This window comes from Thermocatellispora tengchongensis (assembly GCF_014202315.1).
Classification (GTDB): Bacteria; Actinomycetota; Actinomycetes; order Streptosporangiales; family Streptosporangiaceae; genus Thermocatellispora; species Thermocatellispora tengchongensis.
In genome coordinates, this window is the sequence record NZ_JACHGN010000004.1 from 90,783 (window position 1) to 112,071 (window position 21,289).

At 74.0% G+C, this 21,289-nt stretch carries 18 protein-coding genes; 11 read left to right on the forward strand and 7 right to left on the reverse strand.

Translation table 11 applies throughout. From position 1 onward, the window contains the following. The first annotated feature begins 12 nt into the window (after positions 1–12). The 11 genes from HNP84_RS09805 to HNP84_RS09855 all read left to right on the forward strand — a co-directional run bounded on the left by HNP84_RS09805 (position 13) and on the right by HNP84_RS09855 (position 13,028). Entirely contained in the window at positions 13–1,746 is a 1,734-nt protein-coding gene (locus HNP84_RS09805) for a fatty acyl-AMP ligase (protein ID WP_185049131.1), read from the forward strand. Then, positions 1,743–2,768: an SDR family oxidoreductase gene (locus HNP84_RS09810; protein WP_185049132.1), complete on the forward strand. Its 1,026-nt coding sequence runs from the start codon at positions 1,743–1,745 to the stop codon at positions 2,766–2,768. Before HNP84_RS09805 ends, HNP84_RS09810 begins: the two co-directional genes overlap by 4 nt. Continuing rightward, a complete protein-coding gene (locus tag HNP84_RS09815) occupies positions 2,761–4,467 on the forward strand; it encodes an acyl-CoA dehydrogenase family protein (protein ID WP_185049134.1) in 1,707 nt (568 codons plus the stop codon). The genes HNP84_RS09810 and HNP84_RS09815 overlap by 8 nt, the downstream gene beginning before the upstream one ends. Continuing rightward, the gene (locus HNP84_RS09820) at positions 4,467–5,594 is read left to right on the forward strand and encodes an acyl-CoA dehydrogenase family protein (protein WP_221336097.1); all 1,128 of its coding nucleotides are present in this window, start codon (positions 4,467–4,469) and stop codon (positions 5,592–5,594) included. Before HNP84_RS09815 ends, HNP84_RS09820 begins: the two co-directional genes overlap by 1 nt. Continuing rightward, entirely contained in the window at positions 5,591–5,866 is a 276-nt protein-coding gene (locus HNP84_RS09825) for an acyl carrier protein (RefSeq protein WP_185049136.1), read from the forward strand. Before HNP84_RS09820 ends, HNP84_RS09825 begins: the two co-directional genes overlap by 4 nt. Beyond that, positions 5,866–6,729, forward strand: coding sequence for a sterol desaturase family protein (locus HNP84_RS09830; RefSeq protein WP_185049138.1), 864 nt, complete (start codon positions 5,866–5,868; stop codon positions 6,727–6,729). Before HNP84_RS09825 ends, HNP84_RS09830 begins: the two co-directional genes overlap by 1 nt. Next, positions 6,716–7,282, forward strand: coding sequence for a flavin reductase family protein (locus HNP84_RS09835; RefSeq protein ID WP_185049140.1), 567 nt, complete (start codon positions 6,716–6,718; stop codon positions 7,280–7,282). Before HNP84_RS09830 ends, HNP84_RS09835 begins: the two co-directional genes overlap by 14 nt. 1,138 nt (positions 7,283–8,420) lie before the next feature. After that, the gene (locus HNP84_RS09840) at positions 8,421–9,971 is read left to right on the forward strand and encodes an FAD/NAD(P)-binding protein (protein ID WP_312924251.1); all 1,551 of its coding nucleotides are present in this window, start codon (positions 8,421–8,423) and stop codon (positions 9,969–9,971) included. 52 nt (positions 9,972–10,023) lie between these two features. Then, positions 10,024–10,461 (forward strand): hypothetical protein, encoded by a 438-nt coding sequence (locus HNP84_RS09845; RefSeq protein WP_185049144.1) that lies wholly within the window; start codon positions 10,024–10,026, stop codon positions 10,459–10,461. Continuing rightward, the gene (locus HNP84_RS55935; RefSeq protein WP_185049146.1) at positions 10,458–11,624 is read left to right on the forward strand and encodes an FHA domain-containing protein; all 1,167 of its coding nucleotides are present in this window, start codon (positions 10,458–10,460) and stop codon (positions 11,622–11,624) included. Before HNP84_RS09845 ends, HNP84_RS55935 begins: the two co-directional genes overlap by 4 nt. Before the next feature lie 87 nt (positions 11,625–11,711). After that, positions 11,712–13,028: a cation:proton antiporter gene (locus tag HNP84_RS09855; protein WP_185049148.1), complete on the forward strand. Its 1,317-nt coding sequence runs from the start codon at positions 11,712–11,714 to the stop codon at positions 13,026–13,028. Positions 13,029–13,095: 67 nt separating this feature from the next. Here HNP84_RS09855 and HNP84_RS09860 read toward each other — a convergent pair whose 3' ends face one another. The 7 genes from HNP84_RS09860 to HNP84_RS09890 form a co-directional block, all read right to left on the reverse strand. Further along, entirely contained in the window at positions 13,096–13,491 is a 396-nt protein-coding gene (locus tag HNP84_RS09860; RefSeq protein ID WP_185049149.1) for a thioesterase family protein, read from the reverse strand. A 90-nt stretch (positions 13,492–13,581) separates the two neighbouring features. After that, positions 13,582–15,006 carry a pyridoxal phosphate-dependent decarboxylase family protein gene (locus tag HNP84_RS09865; RefSeq protein WP_185049150.1) on the reverse strand — a complete coding sequence of 475 codons (1,425 nt, stop codon included), beginning with the start codon at positions 15,004–15,006 and terminating at the stop codon, positions 13,582–13,584. Next, positions 15,003–16,301 carry a diaminobutyrate--2-oxoglutarate transaminase gene (locus tag HNP84_RS09870; protein WP_185049151.1) on the reverse strand — a complete coding sequence of 433 codons (1,299 nt, stop codon included), beginning with the start codon at positions 16,299–16,301 and terminating at the stop codon, positions 15,003–15,005. The genes HNP84_RS09865 and HNP84_RS09870 overlap by 4 nt, the downstream gene beginning before the upstream one ends. 35 nt (positions 16,302–16,336) lie before the next feature. Next, a complete protein-coding gene (locus HNP84_RS09875) occupies positions 16,337–17,686 on the reverse strand; it encodes a preATP grasp domain-containing protein (RefSeq protein ID WP_185049152.1) in 1,350 nt (449 codons plus the stop codon). Between the two features lie 33 nt (positions 17,687–17,719). Then, positions 17,720–18,910 (reverse strand): acyl-CoA dehydrogenase family protein, encoded by a 1,191-nt coding sequence (locus tag HNP84_RS09880; protein ID WP_185049154.1) that lies wholly within the window; start codon positions 18,908–18,910, stop codon positions 17,720–17,722. Next, complete coding sequence (locus HNP84_RS09885; RefSeq protein WP_185049156.1) at positions 18,907–20,235, reverse strand: aminotransferase family protein; 1,329 nt, start codon at positions 20,233–20,235, stop codon at positions 18,907–18,909. Before HNP84_RS09885 ends, HNP84_RS09880 begins: the two co-directional genes overlap by 4 nt. Continuing rightward, positions 20,232–21,269, reverse strand: coding sequence for a 3-oxoacyl-ACP synthase III family protein (locus HNP84_RS09890; RefSeq protein WP_185049158.1), 1,038 nt, complete (start codon positions 21,267–21,269; stop codon positions 20,232–20,234). Before HNP84_RS09890 ends, HNP84_RS09885 begins: the two co-directional genes overlap by 4 nt. Positions 21,270–21,289: the final 20 nt, after the last annotated feature.

Here is a 21,289-nt window from a genome sequence, read left to right on the forward strand (position 1 = left end):
ATAGGGAGGACCATGTCGTCTGCGACGACGTTTCTCGAGCACGTCTTGGCCAGGATCTCCGAGGTGGGCGCGCGGTGCTCGTACACCTTCGTGACCAGGACGGGCGGCACCACCCGGGACCAGGTGCTGACGTTCGCCGGCCTCGACCGCGAGGCGCGGTCGATCGCGGCGTCCCTGGGCGAGCGCGCCGCGGGCGGCCCGGTGCTCCTGATGTTCCCCACGGGCCTGGACTTCCTGCGCGCCTTCCTCGGCTGCATGTACGCGGGCGTGGTGTCCGTCCCCGCGCCCCTGCCCACCTCGGACCCCAGAGCGCTGGAGCGGGGCGCGAGGATCATCGCCGACGCCGGGGTGAGGCTCGTGCTCACCGACGCGGGCAGCCGCGAGGAGCTGGCGGGCTGGCTGGCGCGCGACGGGCTGGCCGGGCGGGTGGACTGCCTGGCCCTGGACGACGTGCGCTTCGCCGAGCCCGAGACGTGGCGGATGCCGGCCGTGCGCCCGCACGATGTCGCCTATCTGCAGTACACCTCCGGTTCGACCGGCGAGCCGCGCGGCGTCATCGTGACGCAGGACAACCTGCTGCGCAATCTCACCGACATCTGGCGCATGATCGGCTCGCCCGAGACCGGGGTCGGCGCGGGCTGGCTGCCCCACTACCACGACATGGGCCTGGTCGGCCAGTTCCTCTCCCCGTTGTACGTCGGCGGCAGCCTCGCGTTCTGCACCCCGATGTCGTTCGTGAAGCGGCCGGCGCTCTGGCTGGAGCTGATCAGCCGCCACCGGGCCGGCTACACGGCGGCGCCCGACTTCGCCTACGACTGGTGCGCCAAGCAGGTGCCCGACGAACACGTGCGCGACATCGACCTGTCCTGCCTCCAGGTGGCGATGAACGGCGCCGAGCCGGTGCGGGCGGCCACGCTGACCGCGTTCGAGAAGCGGTTCGCCCCCGTCGGGTTCCGCGCCGGGAGCTGGCGGCCCGTGTACGGCATGGCGGAGGCGACCCTGCTGGTCACCGGCCTGGCCGGCACGAGCAGGCCGGCGGTGCTGAGCCTTTCGGCCGCGGACCTGGAGCGCAACCGCGCGGTTCCCGGCACCGGGGAGGCGGCGCGGCAGGTGGTGTCGTGCGGCAGGCCCGTCAGCCTGGACGTCCGCGTCGTCGATCCCGCCTCGCTGGCACCGCTCCCGGACCGGGAGATCGGCGAGATCTGGGTCCGCGGCGCCAGCGTCGCCGCGGGGTACTGGGCCAACCCGGCCGCCACCGAGGAGACCTTCCAGGCCCGGCTGGCGACCGGCGAGGGACCGTACCTGCGCACCGGCGACGTCGGCTTCCTCGACGCCGGCGCGCTGTACGTCACCGGCCGGATCAAGGACATCCTCATCGTCAACGGCCGCAACATCTATCCCCAGGACGTCGAGGAGACCGCCCGGGAGAGCCACCCGGCCCTCGGTCTCGGCGCGGCCTTCACCCTCGGCGGCGACGAGACCGTCCTGGTCCAGGAGGTGCGGCCGAGCAGGCTGGGCGGCGGGTCCACCCCCGAGAAGGTGGCCGAGGACATCGCCGTGCGGCTGGCGCGCCTGACCGGGCTGCCGAACGTGCGCGTCGTCCTGGTGCGCAACGGCACGGTGGAGCGCACCACGAGCGGCAAGGTGCGCCGCCGTCACATGCGCGACCTGCTCCTGGCGGGCGCGCTGCAGCCCGTGCACGAGCGGATTCCCGCCGCGGCGCGTCCGGCGCAGGCGGCGTCATGAGGATCCTGGTCACCGGCGCGACCGGCATCGTGGGCAGCGAGGTGATGCGGACGCTGCGGGCCGCTCCCGGGGTCGAGGTCCAGGGGGTGTCGCGCTCGGGCGACGCCGCGCGGGGCGTGGCCAAGTGGCACCTCGGGGCCGAGCCGCCGCCCGCCGTGCTGCGCGGCCCGTGGGACGCGGTCGTGCACAGCGCCGCCGACATCCGCTGGAACCTGCCGTTCGACCAGGCGCGCCGGGCCAACATCGCCTCCACCGAGGCGGTGCTCGGCCTCGTGGGCCCGGAGACGACCGTCGTGCACGTCTCCTCCGCCTTCGCCGCCGGGCTCCGCGGCGACGTCGCCTCGGACGACCCCGCCGACTACCGCAACTCCTACGAGTGGTCGAAGGCGGCGGCGGAGCGGCTGGTGGACGCCGCCTGCCCGAACTGGACGGTACGTCCACCGATGATCATCGGACGGCGGGCCGACGGCCACATCGCCCGCTTCCACGGCGTCTACCAGGTGCTCCAGGGCTACCTGTGGGGCGCGTTGCCGGTCATGGTGGCCAACGACGCCTGCCGGGTCGAGCTCGTGCCGGTGGACGAGGTCGCCGCGGTCGTCGCCGCCCGCGCCCTGGCCGGGCGGCCCGCGGCCAAGGAGGTCGCCACGCTCGGGGCGGGCGACGGCGCCCTGTCCGGAGCCGCCGTCGTGAAGATCGTGTTCGACGAGCTGAACGCGTGGCGGGCCGGGCGCGGCGTGCCCCCGGTCGGCCTTCCGCCGCTGATCGCGCCCAGGCGCTGGGAGCGGTTCTTCCGGCCCTTCGCCGAACAGCACCTCAGCCGCGGGCAGCTCGCGCTGATCCACGCCTTCGACCCCTATCTCCCCTACTGGGCGATGGAGGACCATCTCCGGCCCGACACCTACGTGGTGGACGTGGAGGACGCGCTGCGGGCGAGCATCCGCTACTGGGCCGACCGGCATCCGCAGGGGGCGAGCGCCACGCCGCGGCAGTGGCGCGCCGTAGGGGGCGGTGTCCGTGCCTGAGCGGTACCCGCCCTTCACCGACCTGGAGCGGCTTGAGTCCCACCTCGGCGACCCGCACGACGAGCGGGTGGTGTTCTCCCATGCCGCCTGCGTCCGGCTGGACGCCGCGGAGGAGTTCCCCGGCGACATCTGCGCGCATCTCGACCGTTGGGGCGTACCGGCGTACTACGTGCCGGCGGAGTGCGGCGGCGCGCTGCGCACGCTGGAACACGGGCTGCACCTGCTGCGCGCCATCGCCCGCCGCGACCTCACCGTGGCCATCGGGCACGGCAAGACGTTCCTCGGCGCCGTCTCGGCGTGGTTCGGCGGCCCGGAGATCCAGGAGCTCGTCGCCCGGTGGGTGCTCGCGGGCGTCCCGGTGTCCTGGGGCCTCACCGAGCGCGCGCACGGCAGCGACCTGCTCGCCGGCGAGGTGACCGTCGAGGAGACCGACGGCGCGCTGCGGCTCACCGGCGAGAAGTGGCTGATCAACAACGCGACGCGCGGCGGCGTCACCGCCGTCCTGGCGCGCGTCCACGGCCGCGAGGGGCCCCGGGCGTTCGACGTGGTCTACGCCGACAAGGCCGGCCTGGCTCCGGGGACGTTCCGTACGCTGCCCAAGGAGCGGACGCTGGGCATCCGCGGCGCGGACATCAGCGGGATCGCCTACACCGGCGCGCCGGTCCCCGAGGGGAACCGCGTGGGCGAGCCGGGGACCGGGCTGGAGACCGTGCTCCGCGCCCTGCAGCTCACCCGTACGATGTGCGCCGGCCTGTCCCTCGGCGGCGGCGAGCACGCGCTGCGGCTGGCCATGTCGATGCTGGGGCCGCGCGCGGGCGAGCCCGAGGCGCGCGCCCGCCTCCTCGACGCCTACGCCGACCACCTGGCCGCCGAGGTCGTGGCCACGGTGGCGGCGCGCTGCGCGCACCTCGCGCCGGCCGAGCTCAGCGTCGTCAGCGCCGCGGTCAAGTACCTCGTGCCGCTGCGCACCGACGCGCTGATCCGCAGGCTCGGCGACCTCCTCGGGATGGCGGCGTGGGACGGCGGCCCCGAGGCCGTCCGGTTCGACAAGGTGGCGCGGGACCACCGGATCGTGGACCTGTTCGACGGCAACCGGGTCGTGAACCTGTACGCGATCGTCAACCAGCTTCCCCTGCTGGCCGCCGCGTGCGCGCGGCCCGTCGAGTGGCCGCAGGCGGCCGGGCTCGCGGCGCTGGACCGCCCCTGCCCCGCGCTGGCGCCGGGCCGGCTGAGGCTGGTGGCCGCGCGTGGCGTCACCGTGCTGCGGGCCCTGCCCGGCGCCGCGGAGCGGCTGCGGGAGATGGCGGCGCGGCGCCCGGAGCTCCGGCCCCTGGCCGAGGTAGCCGCGGAGGTCCTGGCCCGGGCGAGGAGCCTGTGCGAGCGCACCGCCGCGCTCAAGCCCGCGCCCGCGCTCGTGCCCGTCGAGCACTTCGAGGCGGCGGAATCGTTCGCCGCGGTGTTCGCCGCCGCCGCCGCGGTCGAGGTCTGGCTCGCCACGCACGGCTCCAAGCCGGTCGCAGCGGACGATCCCCGGTGGGCCGGCGGGGCGTGGGTGCGCATGGTCGTCCACCGCCTGCTCGGCACCCCCTGCGACGAGCCGGCCCGCGAGGCGATGTGGACGGCCCTGACCGCCCAGCACCGTGAGGGCATGTTGCTCTCCCTGTTCCCGTGCCGGCTGGCGGAAGGGGGGATGGGCTGATGCGCGCCGCCGGTTCGCTCGCCGCCTGGATGCCGGGCGGCGCCGGCCCGCCGCAGTCCGTGGAGTACATGCGGGCCCTGCGACCCCTGTTCCGCCGCGACTCCGCGGCCGGGATGTCGCTGCTGGGCGCCGTGGTGCGCCCGGCGGTGGCCGCCCGCATGGCCGCGGGCCAGGAGGTGTTCGACGAGGTCGGCGCGCACGTGACCGGCGGCGCGGAGTGCGCGTACGCCGACGAGGGGGTGACCGCGGAGGCCCGGGACGGCCGAATCCGGCTGTACGGGCGGGGCGTGCCGGTGCTCAACGGCGCCCGCGGCTCGCTCCTCGTGGCGGTGGTGCGCAGCGCGGGCGCGCCCTGGCTCGCCGTCGCCGATGGAACCGGGACGCCGCGCACCAGGGGCATCGGCTGCGACGCCGTGGATCTGGACGGCGTCCCGGTGCGCGTCCGCGCGCCCCTGCCCGGGGCGGACCCACCCTATGTCGTCTCCGGCGCCCTGATCGCGGGCGGCGCGGTGGGCGGCGTGGACGACGCGCTGCGCACCGTGCTGCGGTTCGCGCTGTCCCGCGAGTTGTACGGCACGACCGTCGCCCGCCTGCCGCACGCCCGCGGCCTGCTCGCCGGGGCGTACGCCGACCTGCTCATCGCCGACGCCCTCGCGCGCGCCGCCGTCACCGCGGACGCGCCCGGCGCCGGGGCGGCGACCTGGGCGGCCACCCGGCTGCTCACCGGGATCCTGCGGGATCTGGCGACACTCCTGGGGGCCAGGTTCTACCTGCGCGAGGGGCCGTACGCCGGCTTCGGCGCGCACTGGCGCGCCCTGCGGGCGCTGCGCGCCGCCTGCGGCGACCCGCGCCGGTGCACCCCCGGCGCGATCCCCCCGGCCGCGGAGCTCGCCGCTCTCGCCGGCCATCCGCCGCCCCTTCCGCCGGGCGTCTCCGTCGTTTCGCGCCTGTCTCACCTCGACGCCGAGGTGCGTACGCCACTCGCCCCCGACGCGGCCGATCCGCTGCTCCGCGACCTCACGGCCAGGCTGGAGAGCGGCGTGTCCCTAGACCTCGACCCCACCCCCGTCGATACCCACACCCCCATCCCCCCGGACCGGGGAGACGACCAGGGAGACATGTCATGACCGCTGACAACAGCGCGAGCACCGCGTCGATCAGGGCCTGGCTCACCGAGCAGGTCGCCCTCTACGTCGAGCTCGCGCCGGAGGCCATCGACCACGACACCGACCTCGCCTCGTACGGGATGGACTCCATCCGCGCCCTCACGCTCGCGGCCCGGATCGAGGACGAGTTCGGCATCGAGGTAGACGAGGACCTCGCCTGGGACCACCGTACGATCACGGCCATCGCCGGCGTCGTCGCCGCCGAGCTCGCGAAGCGGGTGGAGGCCGTGTGATGACCGAGTTCCCGGCCCTGATCCGGTACTCGATCCCCGCGTTCCTGCTCCTGATGGCGGTCGAGATGGCGTCCTACCGCCTGCTGCCCGACCCGGACAAGGCCGGCTACCGGGCCAAGGACACCATGACCAGCCTGGCCATGGGGATCGGCAGCGAGCTGTTCGCCCTGGTGCTCGGCCTGGAGTACCTGCTCGCCTACTCCGCGCTGTACTGGCTCGCCCCGGTGAAGATCTCCTTCGAGTGGTGGATGCTGCCCGGGCTTCTCGTGGCCCAGGACTTCTTCTACTACTGGAGGCACCGCGGCCACCATGTGATCCGGTGGTTCTGGGCGTCGCACGTGGTGCACCACTCAAGCCGGCACTTCAACCTCTCCACCGCCGTGCGGCACTCGTGGTTCAGCCCGGGAGGATGGATCTTCTACGCGCCCCTGGTGCTGATCGGCTTCCACCCCGCCGCGGTGCTCTTCTGCCACTCGCTCAACCTGCTGTACCAGTTCTGGTTGCACACCGAGCGGATCGGCAAGCTGGCCCGCCCGATCGAGTTCCTGTTGGTGACGCCGTCGCACCACCGGGTGCACCACGGGTCGCAGGGCGGCTATCTCGACCGGAACTTCGGCGGCATCCTGATCATCTGGGACCGCATGTTCGGCTCCTACGCCGAGGAGATCGAGGTGCCGAGGTACGGCCTGACCAAGGACATCCGGACCTTCAATCCGGTCCGGGTCGCCTTCCACGAGTGGGCGGCCCTGGCCAGGGACCTGTGGCGGGCGCCCACCTGGGCCGACCGGGGGCGATACCTCGTCAATCGGCCGGGGTGGGCGCCGGAGACGCCACGGGAGAGACCGGCCGATGTGCCTCGATAGCGCCCGCGAGACGCCGGGCGAGCCCGGACTCGGCACCGCGCCGCCCCACGGCCACGCCGGCGACGCGCCGGACGAGCCCGGGGTGGCGCCCGCCGAGTTCCGCCGCGCCCTGGCCCGGCACGCCGCGGGAACCGTGGTGGTGACCGGGCCGGGCCCCCTGGGGTTCACCGCCACGTCGTTCACCGCCGTGAGCCTCCACCCGCCGCTGGTCTCCTTCTGCGTCGGCCTCGACTCCGCGAGCTGGCCGAAGCTGCGTGAAGCCGGCCACTTCGCCGTCAACCTGCTCGCCGAGCACCAACGGAACGTCGCCGAACGCTTCGCCGCCAGGAACGTGGACCGGTTCGGGCCCCCGACCCGCTGGAGCGAGGGCCCGTACGGGCTGCCCGTCCTCGACGGCGCGACGGCGCACCTGGTCTGCCGCCGCTACGTGGAGTCGGCTCTGGGCGATCACATGCTGGTCGTGGGCCTGCTCGTGGCCACGACGCTGCTGCCGGACAAGCTCCCCCTGCTGTACCACGAGGGCCGGTTCGGCGGCTTCAACGCCCAACTCTGACCGCGCGGGCCATCCCGAGCGCGCCGTACACGTGCTCGACCGTCATCACCACGAGCATCCTCCCGATCGGACACCATGACCGAGCGGCACTCGCCCCAGTCGGGGTGCTCACCGCGGCCCCACGGTAGTAGCCGACCAGCGCCCCGCCCTCTGGCCGTGGGGGTGCGATGCCCGCCCCGACGAGCCTGGCCGTGCCCTCGGCGATGGCCCAGGCCCAGCCGTGGAGGCTGTGCCAAGTCCCGGCCCGACGCCACTGTTCCCGGCCAGCGGGCGAGGAGGCGGGCGCCCAGGCGGATGCCGGACTCGGCGCCGGGGGCGGTCACCTGGCCGTTGAGGGTCGTCACCAGGCAGCCCCACCAGCAGCGGTGGTCGCGGGCGGGGGCGGGAGGGCCGGTCGCGGGAGAACCCGGCTGTGAGCCACCGGCACGAAACGGCCACAGAACCGGCCCTGCGGAAGGCCGCGCACGGTACAGGCCCCCGGACCTCCGGCCCGCCCAAGCGGTCGCGGGAGGACCCCGCCGCGCGCCACCGGCACGAAGCGAGCGTGAGAACGGCGCGCTGCGGGAGGACCGGAAACCGGAGCGGCTCCGGAAAGACGGGATGTGGGGCGGAGGCGCGCGGGAGGGGCGCGGTCGCGGGAACTGGGCGGGAGCGGGGGCATCCAAGGGCGCGGTCGCGGGGAAACGCGGCTGTGAGCCTCCCGAACCAAGCGGCCACAGAACCGGGGCCCTGCGGAAGGCCACGCACGGTACAGGCCCCCGAACCTCCGGCCCGCCCCAAGCGGTCGCGGGAGAACCCGGCCGTGCGCCACCGGGGACGGAGCGGGCGTGAGAGCGGCGCGCTGCGGAGGGCGGGCGGAGTGGGAGGGGTGGGCGCCGACGGGATTGGGCGCGGCCCGGAGTGGGAGCGGTGGGCGCCGACGGGATTGGGCGCGGGCGGAGTGGGAGCGGTGGGCGCCGACGGGATTGGGCGCGGGCGGGGTGGGAGGGGTGGTTGTGGGTGGGGGGTGGTGGGGTGGTTGTGGGTGTCACGCTGCGGCCACGGGTGCGCGACGGGTGGGGGTCGATCGTGGTGCGGTACCCCTCGTGCCGGCTTGGCCGGCGACGTCACGACCACGACAGGAATGGTGGGATCAAGCGTGACCGAAGTGATCGATGTCCATCGGGCGCCGGGGGATCGTCCCGCGTCCTCCGGGTTGCCGCCCCTGCTGAGGACCAGCGACCGGTGGACCGACGAGATGGTGACGGCCGCCGGCATACCGATGCGCGACAAGCCGGTGGTCACCGTGGGCGGCGGGATCGGCTCGTTCGTGACCGTGGATTACCTGCGGATCGCGGGTGGGCTGCCCACCTCGGACATCCAGGTGGTGTCCAACCTGAGCCACCCGTGGCAGACCTACGAGCACCTGGCCACGGTGTCGCAGATCGCCCTGGACGACCGGATTCGTTCCGACGCGGCGTCGCGGCCGGACAACATCTGGGGCTTCCCCTCGTACGCGGTCTCCGAGGCGTTCCGCAAGCGCACCCTCGCCCCGCTGATGCAGGTGCTGCTGGAACCGGTGTTCGCCGATTTCTACACGCCGAAGCTGCGCGCCGTGCTGGAGTCGATCGCCCGGGAGGCGCGGCGCATCCGCTACTGGGACATGCTTGAGCGCGGCGATGTGGAGATGGTGCGCCGGCGGGCGGGCGGCGGGTATTTCGTGCTGTTCGCCGACCAGCGGATCGCCGAGCCCGAGCACCGGGTGATCCGCTGCCGCGACGTGCACCTGGCGGTCGGCTACACCGGGCTGAAGTTCCTGCCGGAGCTGCAGGAGTTCCGCGCCGGCATGAACGACTTCCACCACGTGGTCAACGCCTACGAGGACCACGAGCACGTCTACCACGCGCTGCGGCGGCGGCCGGGCACGGTGCTGGTGCGCGGCGGCGGGATCGTCGCCTCCCGGGTGCTGGAGCGCCTGATCAGGGAGCGCATGGACCACGGCCTGCAGACGCGGATTCTGCACGTGCTGCGCACCTACTTCTCCGGCAGGCACGGCAAGCAGCTCTGGGCCCGCCGCCGCGGCAAGGACGGCTTCGCCTACCAGGGGTTCAACTACCCCAAGTCGGTCTGGGGCGGGCAGCTCAAGGCCGAGATGCGCAAGCTCGACCCCGACGCGCGGCTCAAGGTGCACGAGAACATCGACGGCACCACCACGGCCTGGCGGCGGGAGTGGCAGCGCCAGCTCCGCACCGCGCGCTCGCAGGGCTGGTACCGCGCGGTCAACGGGACGTTCGAGGATCTCCGGCGGGACGGTGAGGGCGTGCTCGCCCGGCTGCGCACCGCCGACGGCACCCTCGAACTGCACGCGGACTACGTCATCGACTGCACCGGCCTGAACGCCGAGGTGCGCGACCACCAGGTGCTGCGCGACCTGCTCGACCACGGCGGCGCCCGGATGAACGGGCTCGGCCGGATCGACGTCGGCCGCGAGTTCGCGGTGACGGGCGCCGACAGCGGCATGGGCCGGATCTACCTGAGCGGCGCCGCCGCGCTGGGCGGCCCGTTCCCGGGCGTGGACACCTTCCTCGGGCTGCAGATCGCCGCCCAGGAGATCGTCGATGACATGGCCAGGCGGGGTTTCTGCCGCCGGATGGGGCCGGCGGGCGCGCTGGCGCACTGGGTGCGCTGGGCCGCCGGCCGCCAGATCTGACAGGCCCGGCCCGCGAGAGGGAGCCGGAGGGGAGTCGGAAAGGAGGGAGATCGTGGTACCGACTCTGTTCGGCCGCATCCAGACGCGGCTGTTCATGCTGGCGCTGGTCGGCGGTGTGGTCACCGCGGCCGTGGCGCCGCTGCTCCCGGTCGACGCGCCCGCCGCGGCGCGCTACCAGAGCGTGTACGTCGTGCTCGCCGCGGTCGCGGTGCTCGGCGTCGGCTGGGAGCTGATCTATCACGTGCTCATGCAGTGGCGGTGGGAGAAGGACTGGCCGACGCTGTTCGGCCTGGTCACCATCGTCCCCGAGGGCGTGCTCGCCGGTTTCCTGGCCACCGGCGGGCACCTGCCCGGCCTGCCGGGACCGGTGCCGCTGCCGGCGTTCGCGGTGCATTTCACCGTGGTGTGGCTGGCGGTGTGGCTGTTCGTCAACGGGCCGGTGCGCGTGCCGTTCATCCGCTGGCGCTTCCGTGGCGGGAGGTTGCTGTGACCACCGCCATCCGGCCGGCGCGTCCGGTCAAGCTGCGCCCTGGCAAGGGCGTCCTGGCCCGGTACGAGGGCCTGACCCTGCTGTTCGAGACCGAGGACGAGAAGCTGACCGGCGAGCTGCTGCGGGAGGCGGGCCTGGCCTCCCAGGCGGACCAGCCGGGGCGCCGGCTCGGCCAGGCCCTGACGCGGCTGCTCGCCTCGTCCGGCGGCGGCTTCCCTTCGCTGTGCGCGTTCGGCGAGGTGGAGGGCGGCACGGCCGCGCTGGTGCACGGCCGGGCCCGGCTCACCGTGCGTACGGAGACGGGCGCGCTGGTCCTCGACGGCAGGGACGCGGTGACGATGTCCGACCGCATCGTCCCGGGCACGCTGTCCGCGGCGCACGCCGTGCTCGGCGAGGACGACTCCGGCGCGTCGGCCGACCCCTGGTGCGAGATCGCGTCGGGGGTCGTGCGCGCGGACGCGCTGTGGCTCGCGGACGCGGGACCCGATGCCGGTCTGGAGGTGGAATCGGGGCCTGACCTGGAGGCGGGCTCCGAGACCGGTTCGGAGACGGGATCGGCGTCCCGTTCGGACACCGCGTCTGGTTCCAACACCGCGTCTCGTTCGGGCACCGCGTCCGGTTCTGTTCCCGGGGGCGGCTTCGCGCCGGTGCCTGCGGGCCTGACGGGCGATGCGGAGAGCGGTGAGGAGAGCGCGGACGCGCGGGTCTCCGGGGCGCTGTGCCGCAGGGGGCACTTCAACGATCCGTCGCTGCGCTACTGCGGCGTGTGCGGTCTCGGCTTGACGCAGGCCGGGCGGGTGCCGGCGCGCAGCGAGCGGCCCGTGCTGGGGGTGCTCGTGCTGGACGACGGCACGATGTTCCCGCTCGACCGGGACCACGTGCTCGGGCGGGTGCCCGAGCGGGTGGAGGAGGTGCGGGCGAGGTCGGCCCAGGCGGTGCGGCTGCACGACGCCACGGTGGCGGAGGTGCACGCCCGGGTGAGCCTGGACGGCTGGGAGGTGAGCGTCACCGACGCGGCCTCGGCCACCGGCACGTACGTGCGCCTGCCCGGCGCGCGCGACTGGGAGCGGCTGCCGAGCGGGGTGCCCTCCGTGCTGCGGCCGGGCACGGTGGTCGCGGTCGGCCGCCGCCAGTTCCGATACGACAGCTATCGCAAGGCCTGACGGACAGATGGAGGTGGGATCGATGGACGCGCCCCCCGGGCCGCCGTGGTGCCCGGCCACCGCCCCCGCGAGCGGAGCCGAGGTGCCGTGACCAACTTGATGATGTTGCTGGATGTGGCGGTGATCGTGCTGGCGGCCAAGCTCGCCGGCCGGCTGGCCGTCCGGATCGGGCAGCCCGCCGTGGTCGGTGAGATCGCGGCGGGCGTGCTGCTGGCCGCGGTGCTGCACGGCGGCGGCATGACCGAGACGGTGCTGCCCGGCGGCGTGAAGGACGCGCTGCACGCCATCGCCACGTTCGGGCTGGTGCTGTTCATGTTCACCGTCGGCCACGAGTGGGACCCCCGGCTGCTGCGCGGCAGGCGGGGGGCCACGGTGGCCATCGTGCTGGGCTCGACCCTGCTGCCGCTCGCGCTCGGCTGCGCGCTGGCCTGGTGGCTGGCGGCCACGACGTACCATCCGGCGAACCCGGCGCTGTTCGTGCTGTTCCTCGGCACCGCGATGTCGATCACCGCGCTGCCCGTGCTGGCCAGGATCGTCACCGACCGGGGCCTGACCGGGACCGTGGCCGGCGGGCTGGCGGTGGTGTGCGCGGCCGTGGTGGACGTCCTGGCCTGGGTGGTGCTCGCGGTGGTCGTCGCGCTGGGCGGCGGCGCCTCGCCGTGGCAGATGCTGCTGTCGGTGCCGTACCTGCTGGTGTTGCTGTTCGGGGTACGGCCGCTGCTGTCCTTCGTGCTGCGCAGGTGGTCCGGCAGGGCGGAGTTCGGCGTGATCCTGGCCGGCCTGTTCCTGTCGGCCGCCGCCACCGAGGGCCTGGGCATGCACTACGTCTTCGGCGCGTTCCTGTTCGGCGCGGTGCTGCCCGGCAAGGACGATCCGGTGATGAAGCGGCAGATGAGCGAGATCGCCCGGCTGTGCCGGACGTTCCTGCTGCCGATCTTCTTCGTGGTGGCGGCGCTCGCCGTGGACACGACCGCCCTGGGGCTGAGCGGGCTCGGCGAGCTGGCGCTGATCCTGCTGGTCGCGATCGGCGCCAAGGCGGGCGGCGCGTATCTCGGCGCCCGGCTGTACGGGATGCGCCGCGGCGAAGCGGCGTCGGTGGCCGCGCTGATGAACGCCCGCGGCGTCACCGAGCTGGTCGTGCTCCAGGTGGGCCTGCAGCTCGCGGTGCTGGACGAGCGGCTGTACTCGCTCATGGTGGTGATGGCGCTGGTCACCACGGCCCTCACCGGCCCGCTGCTGAGCCTGGTGCGCAGGTTCGCCCGCGTCTCCGGCCAGGAGCCGCCGGCTCCCCCGGCCGAGCAGGCCGAGGAGGTCGAGGAGGCCGAGGAGGCCGAGGAAGCCGTAGAGAGCGACGCCGAGGAGGCCGGGAAGGCCGGCGCCCCCGTCCTGACCGCGAGGAGGTGAGCGGGCCGAGACACCAGAAGGCCGCTCCGGGTGTACGCCCGGAGCGGCCTTCGCCGTTGCGGGGGGATCAGGCGGGCGCGCTCTTGGCCGCCAGCCTGGCCAGGAACCTGCTGCGGCTGATCACGGCCCGGGTGTGGGTCCCGCGCAGGATCTCGTCGGTGCCGTCGTGGGCGTGGACGTCGAAGGTGAGCCGGGCGCCGTCGCGCTCGCGGAGCACGGCGGTGAGGTGGACCTCGTGCCCGGCGGGGGTGGGGGCCAGGTGGCTGGAGTCGTGGCTCAGGCCGACGGTCATCTCGTCCTCGTCGAGGTAGCCCTCCAGGGCGCGCATGGCGGTGATCTCGCCGAGCCACAGCAGGACCGGGGTGGCCAGGACCGGCAGGTCGTTGCGCCACTGGTCGGCGGTGTCGCGGGAGGTGACCTCGTGCGTGTAGCTGGCGGACAGGGTGCTCGGCAGGGCCTTCATGGGGGTGTCCCTTCTCGTGTGAGTGAGCCTTCCGGAACATGGGCGAGGCCCCGGCCCGGGTCCGGCTCGGACCCGGGGGCGGGGCCCCGGTCAGGCTGCGGCGGGTACGGTGCGGGGGGTGGCGATCTCGACCAGGTCGAGCAGGCGGTCGAGGTGTGCCGGGGTGACGTCGGGATTGAGCAGGGTGATCTTGAGCCAGAGACGGTCGTCCTCGGCCGTCCTGGCCCGGCCGAGCACCGCCTTGCCGTCGGCGAGCAGGGACCGCCGGATTCCGGCCACCAGCGCGTTGCCCTCGGGCACCGGCATGGCGTCGGCGGCGACGGGCCGGAACAGCACGGTGCTGATCTCCGGCCGGGTGAGCAGGCGCAGCGCGGGCCGCTCGGCGATCATGTGGGCCAGCGAGGCGGCGGCGTCGCAGCAGCGGTCGGTGAGCCGGGCCAGGCCGGACCAGCCGAGCGCCTGGAAGGTGACCGCCATCTTCAGCGCGTCCGGACGCCGGGAGGTGCGGATGGACCGCCCCAGCAGGTCCGGCATGCCGCTCTCCTGGTCGTCGGGGGCGTTGAGGTAGTCGGCCACCAGCGACAGCGGGGCGAGGGAGGCGGTGTCGCGTACCGCGAGGAGCCCGGCCGGCAGCGGCTGCCAGCCGAACTTGTGCAGGTCGAGCGCCACGGAGTCGGCGCGCGGCAGGCCGTCGAGCAGCCGCGCGCGGCGGTGGCTGAACAGCAGCCCGCCACCGTAGGCGGCGTCCACGTGCAGGTACGCCCCGCGCCGCGCGGCCAGCCCGGCGACCTCGCCGATCGGGTCGATCGCCCCTCTGTCGGTGGTGCCCGCGGTGGCCACCACGCAGTGGGGTCCGGGCACGATGGCCAGGGTCTGGGCCAGCGCGCCGAGGTCGATCCGCCCGCCGGCGGTGCGCACCCCGACCGGCGGGGCGAGACCGAGCATCCACGCGGCTCGGCCGACGCTGTGGTGGGCGTCCGCCGAGCAGATCACGCGCAGCCGCGGGCCGAGGCGCTCCCTGGCGAGCAGCAGCGCGACCAGGTTGGACTCCGTGGCGCCGGTGGTGACCAGCGCGTCGGCCTCCTCGCGGCCGGGGTAGACCAGCCCGGCCACCGTGGCGGTGACCAGGCGTTCCACCTCCCCGGCCGCGGGCGCCTGGTCCCAGGAGTCCAGTGACGGGTTGAGCACGCTCGCGGCCAGGTCGGCCGCGGCGGCCACGGCCAGGGGGGCGCCGTGCAGGTGGGCCGCGCACAACGGGTTGGACGGGTCGGCCGCGCCGGCGGCGACCGCCTCCACGATCGTGGTGAGCGCCCGCTCGGGCCCGGCGCCCTCCAGCGGCAGGACCAGGGGGATGCGCCTGCGTACCTCCTCGGCCACCTCGGCGGGGCCGCCGCGGGCGATCGGCCCCTGGCGGGCGTCGCGCCCGTCGCCGATCGCCCGCAGCACCGTGGCCAGCAGCCCGCGAAGCGCGCCGAGCCCCAGCGGGGTGGCGGCGAGGAGCCGGCCGGCGTTCACGCCGCCGCCCCCGCCGCCGTGACCGCGGGGACGCCCGCGGTCGCGATCACCACATCGCCGATGACGCCGCCGACCTCGCGCCAGTCGGCGGGGGACATCGTCAGCGGCGGCAGCAGCTTGAGCACCCGTCCGTCGCCGGAGGTCTCGGCGATCACCGAGGCGCGGAACAGCTCGTGCCGCACCCGCTCGGCCGTCGCGGCGTCGGCGAAGCGCAGCCCGCTCATGGCGCCGCGCCCGGCCGGCTCGGCGATCCCCTCGGGCAGCTCGGCGACGATGTCGCGCAGCGTGTCGCGGACGGCGGCGGCGAGATGGCGCACGTGGGCGACGAAGTCGGGATCGGACCAGTAGTCCAGCGCCGCCGTCGCGCCCACGAACGCCAGGTTCTGCCCGCGGAAGGTGCCGTTGTGCTCGCCGGGCGCCCACCGGTCCAGGTCCTGCCGGATCAGCACCATCGCCAGGGGCAGTCCCATGCCGCTGAGCGACTTCGACAGGCACACCAGGTCGGGCCGCAGCTCGGGCACGTGCTCGAAGCTGAAGAACGTGCCGGTGCGCCCGCAGCCGGCCTGGACGTCGTCCACGATGACCAGCGCGCCCACCTCGTCGGCGATCCGCCGGACCCGGGCCAGCCAGGGCCGGGAGGCCACGTTGAGGCCGCCCTCGCCCTGCACGGTCTCCAGCAGGATCGCGGCGGGCGCCTCGGCGCGGCGGCCCGGACCCAGCAGCGCGTACTCCAGCGCCGCGGCCGGGTCGGGGTCGCCGGGCGCCGCGTCGTACGGCAGGAGCCGCACGCCCGGCAGGTGGGTGCCGGCCGCGCCGCGCAGCAGCGGCGAGGTGGTGGCGGCCAGCGAGCCGAGCGAGGCCCCGTGGAAGCCGCCGCGGAAGGCGACCACCTCGGACCGGCCGGTCGTCTTGCGGGCCAGCTTCAGCGCGGCCTCCACGGCGAGGGTCCCGGCGGGGCCGGGGAACTGCATGACGTACTCCCCCAGCCCTTTCGGCACCAGCACCTGGGCGGCGAAGCGGCGCAGGAACTCCGCCTTCGCCGTGGTGTACAGGTCCAGCGACTGCACGGGGCCGCCGCTGAGCAGGTACTCCGCGACCCGCCGGACGATCCTGGGCGGGTTGTGCCCGTAGTTGAGCGAGCCCGCCCCGCACAGCAGGTCGGTGTACCTCCGTCCCGTGGTGTCCCACAGGTGGTGCCCGCCGGCGCGGTCGAAGACGACCGGGAAGCTGCGGCAGTAGCTGCGCACCCGCGACTCCCAGCGCTCGAAGACCTCGGCCGGCCTGTGCTCCGGCATCCTTATCACCCCTTCTCCGATTCGCCGCGGCGTGTTCACGCCGCCTCGATGGCCACGAGCGCCCGCTGTTCCAGGTCGCGGGCGTGGTCCAGGTCGGTGCCGATGACCATGTAGTCGAGCGACCCGGTGCGGGCCACGTCCTCGATCGCGACGATGACCCCGGTGCGGGTGGACTTGTCATAGCCCACCCCGGCGGCGTCCAGCGCCTTCACCACGGCGGGGAAGTCGCGGGCGGCGACCCAGTTGTAGGTGAGCACCACGCGCTCGCGGGTGTAGTCCTCCCCGACCAGCGCGCGGGCGAGGTAGTCGATGTTGGTGCAGCAGCCCATGCGGCCGTTGACCTCGTTGAACAGCAGCCCGCCGTCCACGGTGGTGATGGAGTCGATGTTCAGATAGCCGACGAAGCCGCGGCGCCCGGCCTCCCTGGCCAGGTTCATGCTGTGCGCGGTCATCTCGCCGAGGTCGTGGGCGCGCATGCGCTGCCCGGGGATCTCGAAGCCGATGAAGGTCGGCTCCATCCGCATCTCGCCGAAGTTGAGCAGCTTGGGCGCGCCGGAGGGGCCGGGCACCCACAGCTCGCTGTAGTACACCTGGGCGGCCTGGTGGTACGCCTCCACCACGACGCGGGTGTTGCGCTGCTTGGCGATGCGCGGCCACAGGTCGGCGGCCAGCGCCGCCAGGTCGCCGCCCTCCTCCGGCACCCGCACCACCCGGGAGGCGCCGGTGAGCCGGGTCTCGTCGTGCACGGTGACGACGGTGTTCCCGGCGCTGCCGGAGTTCAGCTCCTGCTTGATGATCACCCTGCCGGTCTCGGGGAGCAGCGTGCGGATCGCGACCTCCAGCTCGTGCTCGCGCGAGGCGATGCGGCCGGAGGGCACGGGCGCGTTCACGGTGGCGGCGAGCTGGCGGAACAGCACCTTGCTGTTGAAGCTCTCGGCGCCGCCGCAGCGCAGGAAGTCGCGGCAGGCCAGGTCGGTGGCGTCGTCCACGCCGTACAGGGGCAGGCCCAGCTCGTCGGCCAGCGCCATCACCGGGCGGTCGAGGAAGTACGCCTCCATCCGCCACCCGGTCAGGTCGCCGGCGCGCTCGCGGATCTGCGCGGCGACGTGGCCGTCGTTGAGCGAGGCGTCGTTGAGGATGAGCTGGCGGACGTCGCCGTCCTTGGGCACCACGACGTTCCTGCTGGTGAGGTTCCGGTCGAGCAGGCCGCCGACGTACTCGATGAACTCCTCCGACACCGAGTGCGGCAGCACCACCAGGTCCTGTTCCTCGGCCATCACCAGCAGGCGACAGCAGCACATCGAGCTGAGCGCGTGGACCTCCGGCGACATGTCGGTGCCGCACATCGAGTCGCTGTCCACGTTGGCGATGATCACCTTCGGCATTGCTGTGGTTCCTTTCCGGGAGGGTTGGCGGGGTCAGGCGGCGCTGCCGCTGACGGCGGGCGTGGCCGCGCGCTGGGACTTACGCAGCCTGAGGAGCTGGGTGAAGATGTTCTTGCGCTGGATGTCGGAGGTGCCGCCCGCGATGAGGGTCCCCAGCGCGTCCTGCACGTTGCGGGAGTGGTGGCCGAGCTGGTAGCCGGTGTGGCCGAATATCTGCATCACGTCCAGGGCGGCGCCGGCCAGGCCCTCCGAGCCGATGAGCTTGGCCGTGGAGGACATCAGGGCGGCCTCCTCGCGCTCCTCCAGCAGGCTGGCGAGCGCGGCGTAGGAGACCCAGCGGGCCGACTCGATGGCCAGCTTCACGTTGGTGATCCGCCGCTGGACGTACTGGTAGTCGGCGATGGGGCGGCCGAAGGCGGTGCGCTGCTCGGCGAAGCCGATCGCCTCCTGCAGCAGCCCCTCCAGGTACGCCGCGCCGACCACGCCGTACAGCAGCCGGTCCAGGGCGATGGTGGCGTACGTCAGGCTCAGCCCGTCGCCCGGCCGGCCGAGCACCTGGCCGGCGGTGATGGGCAGGCCGAAGAAGGAGACCGGGCCGGTCGGGCTGCTGCGGTTGCCGAACATGTGCTCCGGCGCGCCGATCTGCATCCCGGACGACTGCCGCTCCAGCACGAAGACCGAGATGTCGCGCTTGGCGGGCAGCTTGTCGATGCGTCCGAGCACCCAGAACATGTCGGCCACCGGGGCGTTGGTGATGTGGGTCTTGGTGCCGACGAGCTTGTAGCCCTGGGCGGTGGGGTGGGCGGTGGTGGCGACCCTGGCCACGTCGGAGCCGCCGCTCATCTCGGTGAGCGCGGTCGCGCCGATCGCGCCGCCCATCATCTTCGGCAGCGCCACGGTGTGGTGGTACTCCCCGCCGAAGATCACCAGCGAGCGCAGGAACCCGGCGTGGGCGATGAGCGACAGGCAGAAGCCGAGGTCGCGCCCGCCCCTGGCGATGCCCTCCAGCGCCGCGCAGAACTCCCACCAGGTCATGCCGTGCCCGCCGAGCTCCTCCGGCACCGGGATGCGCCACAGCCCGTCGTCGGCCAGGGCCCTCCAGGCGCCCTGGTCGAGCTGCTCGCGGGCGTAGTGCCACTCGGACCGGGCGGCGACGTGCTCGCGGGCCAGGGCCTCGTAGTGGTCGGCGATGGCCCGTTGCGCCAGCGTCCAGCCGATCTTCATCGCAGTGCTCCTTCCAGGGATGCGGCCACGCGCGGACGGACGGTGTCGAGCGCGGTCGCGAACAGGTCCACGAGCCGGTCCAGCTCGGCCACGGTGATCGTCAGCGGTGGCGCGACCATGACCGCCTGGGGCACCGGGGTGACGCCGGCCGGGTACAGCAGCAGCCCGGCGTCGCGCGCGGCGCGTACGACCTCGGCCGCGGTGATGCCGGGCTCCTCGCCGGGGCGGGAGAAGTCCACCGCGAGCAGCAGGCCCCGGCCGCGCACGTCGGCCTGGATCCCGCGGGCCCGCAGCACCCGGCGCAGGCCCGCGGCCAGCCGGGGGCCCAGCTCCCTGGCCCGTGCCGGCAGGTCGTGCTCGCGGACGTACCGGAGCACGGCCAGGCCGACCGCGGCCGACAGCGGGTTGGCGGCGTAGGTGTGCCCCAGGGAGAACTGGCCGCTGCCCGCGCCGATCGCGTCGTGGACGCGGTCGCGCAGCAGCACCGCGCCCAGCGGGGCGTACCCGGCGCTGAGCCCCTTGCCCAGCACCAGCAGGTCGGGCACGATCCCCTCCTCGTCGCAGCCGAACCAGTGCCCGGTGCGGCCCAGCCCCGTGATCACCTCATCGGCGATCAGGAGCACGTCGTGGCGCCGGCAGATCGCGGCGACCTCGCGCAGGTAGCCCGGCGGCGGCGGGACCGCGCCGCCCGAGGCGCCCACGACCGGCTCGATCACCACGGCGGCGACCCGCTCGGGGCCCGCGGCGAGGATGGCGTCCTCGATGGAGCGGGCGCAGTCGAGACCGCAGGTCGAGCGGGTCAGCCCGAAGGGGCAGGAGTAGCAGTTCGCCGCCGCCGCCCTGGGCCAGGCGGGCAGCACCGCGCGTACGGTGTGGCGCCGGTTGGGGTGGCCCGACAGGCCGATCGCGCCGAGCGTGGCCCCGTGGTAGCTGCCGTCGCGCGAGATCATCACCGTACGCTCCGGCCTGCCGGTCTCCTGCCAGTACTGGAAGGCCAGCCGCATGGCCGCCTCGATCGCCTCCGACCCGCTGTTGGTGAAGAAGACGTGGCCGAGGTCGCCGGGCGCGAGCGCGGTCAGCTCGGCGGCCAGCCGCTCCGCCTGCGGGTTGGTGAACTGCAGCCGCGTGACGAAGGTGATCTTCTCGACCTGGGCCCGGATGGCCTCGGCGATCTCGGGCACGCCGTGGCCGATGTTGACCACGATGGCCCCGGAGCAGCCGTCCAGGTAGGACTTGCCCTCGGCGTCGTAGACGTAGCTGCCCTTGGCCCGGACCGCGACCGGATACTCCCGGCCCAGCTCGGGGTACAGCATCCTGGTGCTCATGACCGCACCGCCCGCTCGGCGTCGCCGACGCCGCTGAGCCCGGCCGTGGTGCCGGCCCAGCGGTGCAGCGACGCGCCCGCGCTCATCCCGCCGCCGACGCCGAGCAGCACCACCACGTCGCCGCGCTCGATCCCCCGCCGGCGCACCACGTCGTCGAGCGTGACCGGGATCGAGGCGGCGGCGGTGTTGCCGTAGAAGGGGCAGGTGAGGTGGAGCTTGTCCGGCGCCACCCCGGCGGCGGAGAAGCAGTCGCGCAGCAGCACCGCGTTGGCCTGGTGCGGCACCACCAGATCGACGTCCTCGACCGTCAGGTCGCACTCCTTGAGCACCGCGCACAGCAGGTCGGGCACGACCTGCTGGACGTACTCGCGCACGGCGCGGCCTCGCATGGTGAACAGGCCCTCGCCGGCCAGCAGCGAGGACGGGGTGAGCGGGCTGCGGCTGCCGCCGCCGGCGACCTTCACCAGCTCGCTCAGCCGCCCGTCCGACAGCAGCCGCGAGGTGAGGATGCCGTGGTCGTCGTCCACCGGGCCGAGCACCACCGCGCCCGCGCCGTCGCCGAACAGCACCGCGGAGCGGTGGTCGTCGAAGTTCATCTGCCGCGAGTAGATGTCGGCGCCGATGACCAGGGCGTAGCGGGCGTTCGGGTCGGCGGTGAGCAGCCCGCGCGCGGTGTCGAGCGCGTAGACGAAGCTGGCGCACACCGAGTTGACGTCGAAGGCCGCCGCCTTGTCCGCCCCGAGCGCGGCCTGCACCACCACAGCCGTGGCGGGCTGCGGGAAGTCCGGCGTGGAGGTGCCGACCACGATGAAGTCCAGCAGTTCGGCGGGCAGTTCGGCGGCCTCCAGCGCCCGCCGGGCCGCGTGGCCGGCGAGGTCGCTGGTGGCCTGGCCCGACTCGCAGAAGCGCCGCTCGTGGATGCCCGTGCGCTCCACGATCCACTCCGCCGTCACGCCCGTACGGGCGGCCAGCGCCTCGTTGGTCACGACGGCGGGCGGAAGATACGAACCGGTACCGAGGATTCCGTACCGCATGTTGGTTGTGTCCCTACTCT

Coding starts and splice junctions, on each gene's coding strand:
- HNP84_RS09860 (WP_185049149.1), bottom strand. CDS start 13,491: ATGAAGGCCCTGCCGAGCACCCTGTCCGCCAGCTACACGCACGAGGTC.
- HNP84_RS09885 (WP_185049156.1), bottom strand. CDS start 20,235: ATGAGCACCAGGATGCTGTACCCCGAGCTGGGCCGGGAGTATCCGGTC.
- HNP84_RS09880 (WP_185049154.1), bottom strand. CDS start 18,910: ATGAAGATCGGCTGGACGCTGGCGCAACGGGCCATCGCCGACCACTAC.
- HNP84_RS09830 (WP_185049138.1), top strand. CDS start 5,866: ATGACCGAGTTCCCGGCCCTGATCCGGTACTCGATCCCCGCGTTCCTG.
- HNP84_RS09835 (WP_185049140.1), top strand. CDS start 6,716: ATGTGCCTCGATAGCGCCCGCGAGACGCCGGGCGAGCCCGGACTCGGC.
- HNP84_RS09810 (WP_185049132.1), top strand. CDS start 1,743: ATGAGGATCCTGGTCACCGGCGCGACCGGCATCGTGGGCAGCGAGGTG.
- HNP84_RS09875 (WP_185049152.1), bottom strand. CDS start 17,686: ATGCCGAAGGTGATCATCGCCAACGTGGACAGCGACTCGATGTGCGGC.
- HNP84_RS09820 (WP_221336097.1), top strand. CDS start 4,467: ATGCGCGCCGCCGGTTCGCTCGCCGCCTGGATGCCGGGCGGCGCCGGC.
- HNP84_RS09870 (WP_185049151.1), bottom strand. CDS start 16,301: ATGCCGGAGCACAGGCCGGCCGAGGTCTTCGAGCGCTGGGAGTCGCGG.
- HNP84_RS09825 (WP_185049136.1), top strand. CDS start 5,591: ATGACCGCTGACAACAGCGCGAGCACCGCGTCGATCAGGGCCTGGCTC.
- HNP84_RS09805 (WP_185049131.1), top strand. CDS start 13: ATGTCGTCTGCGACGACGTTTCTCGAGCACGTCTTGGCCAGGATCTCC.
- HNP84_RS09890 (WP_185049158.1), bottom strand. CDS start 21,269: ATGCGGTACGGAATCCTCGGTACCGGTTCGTATCTTCCGCCCGCCGTC.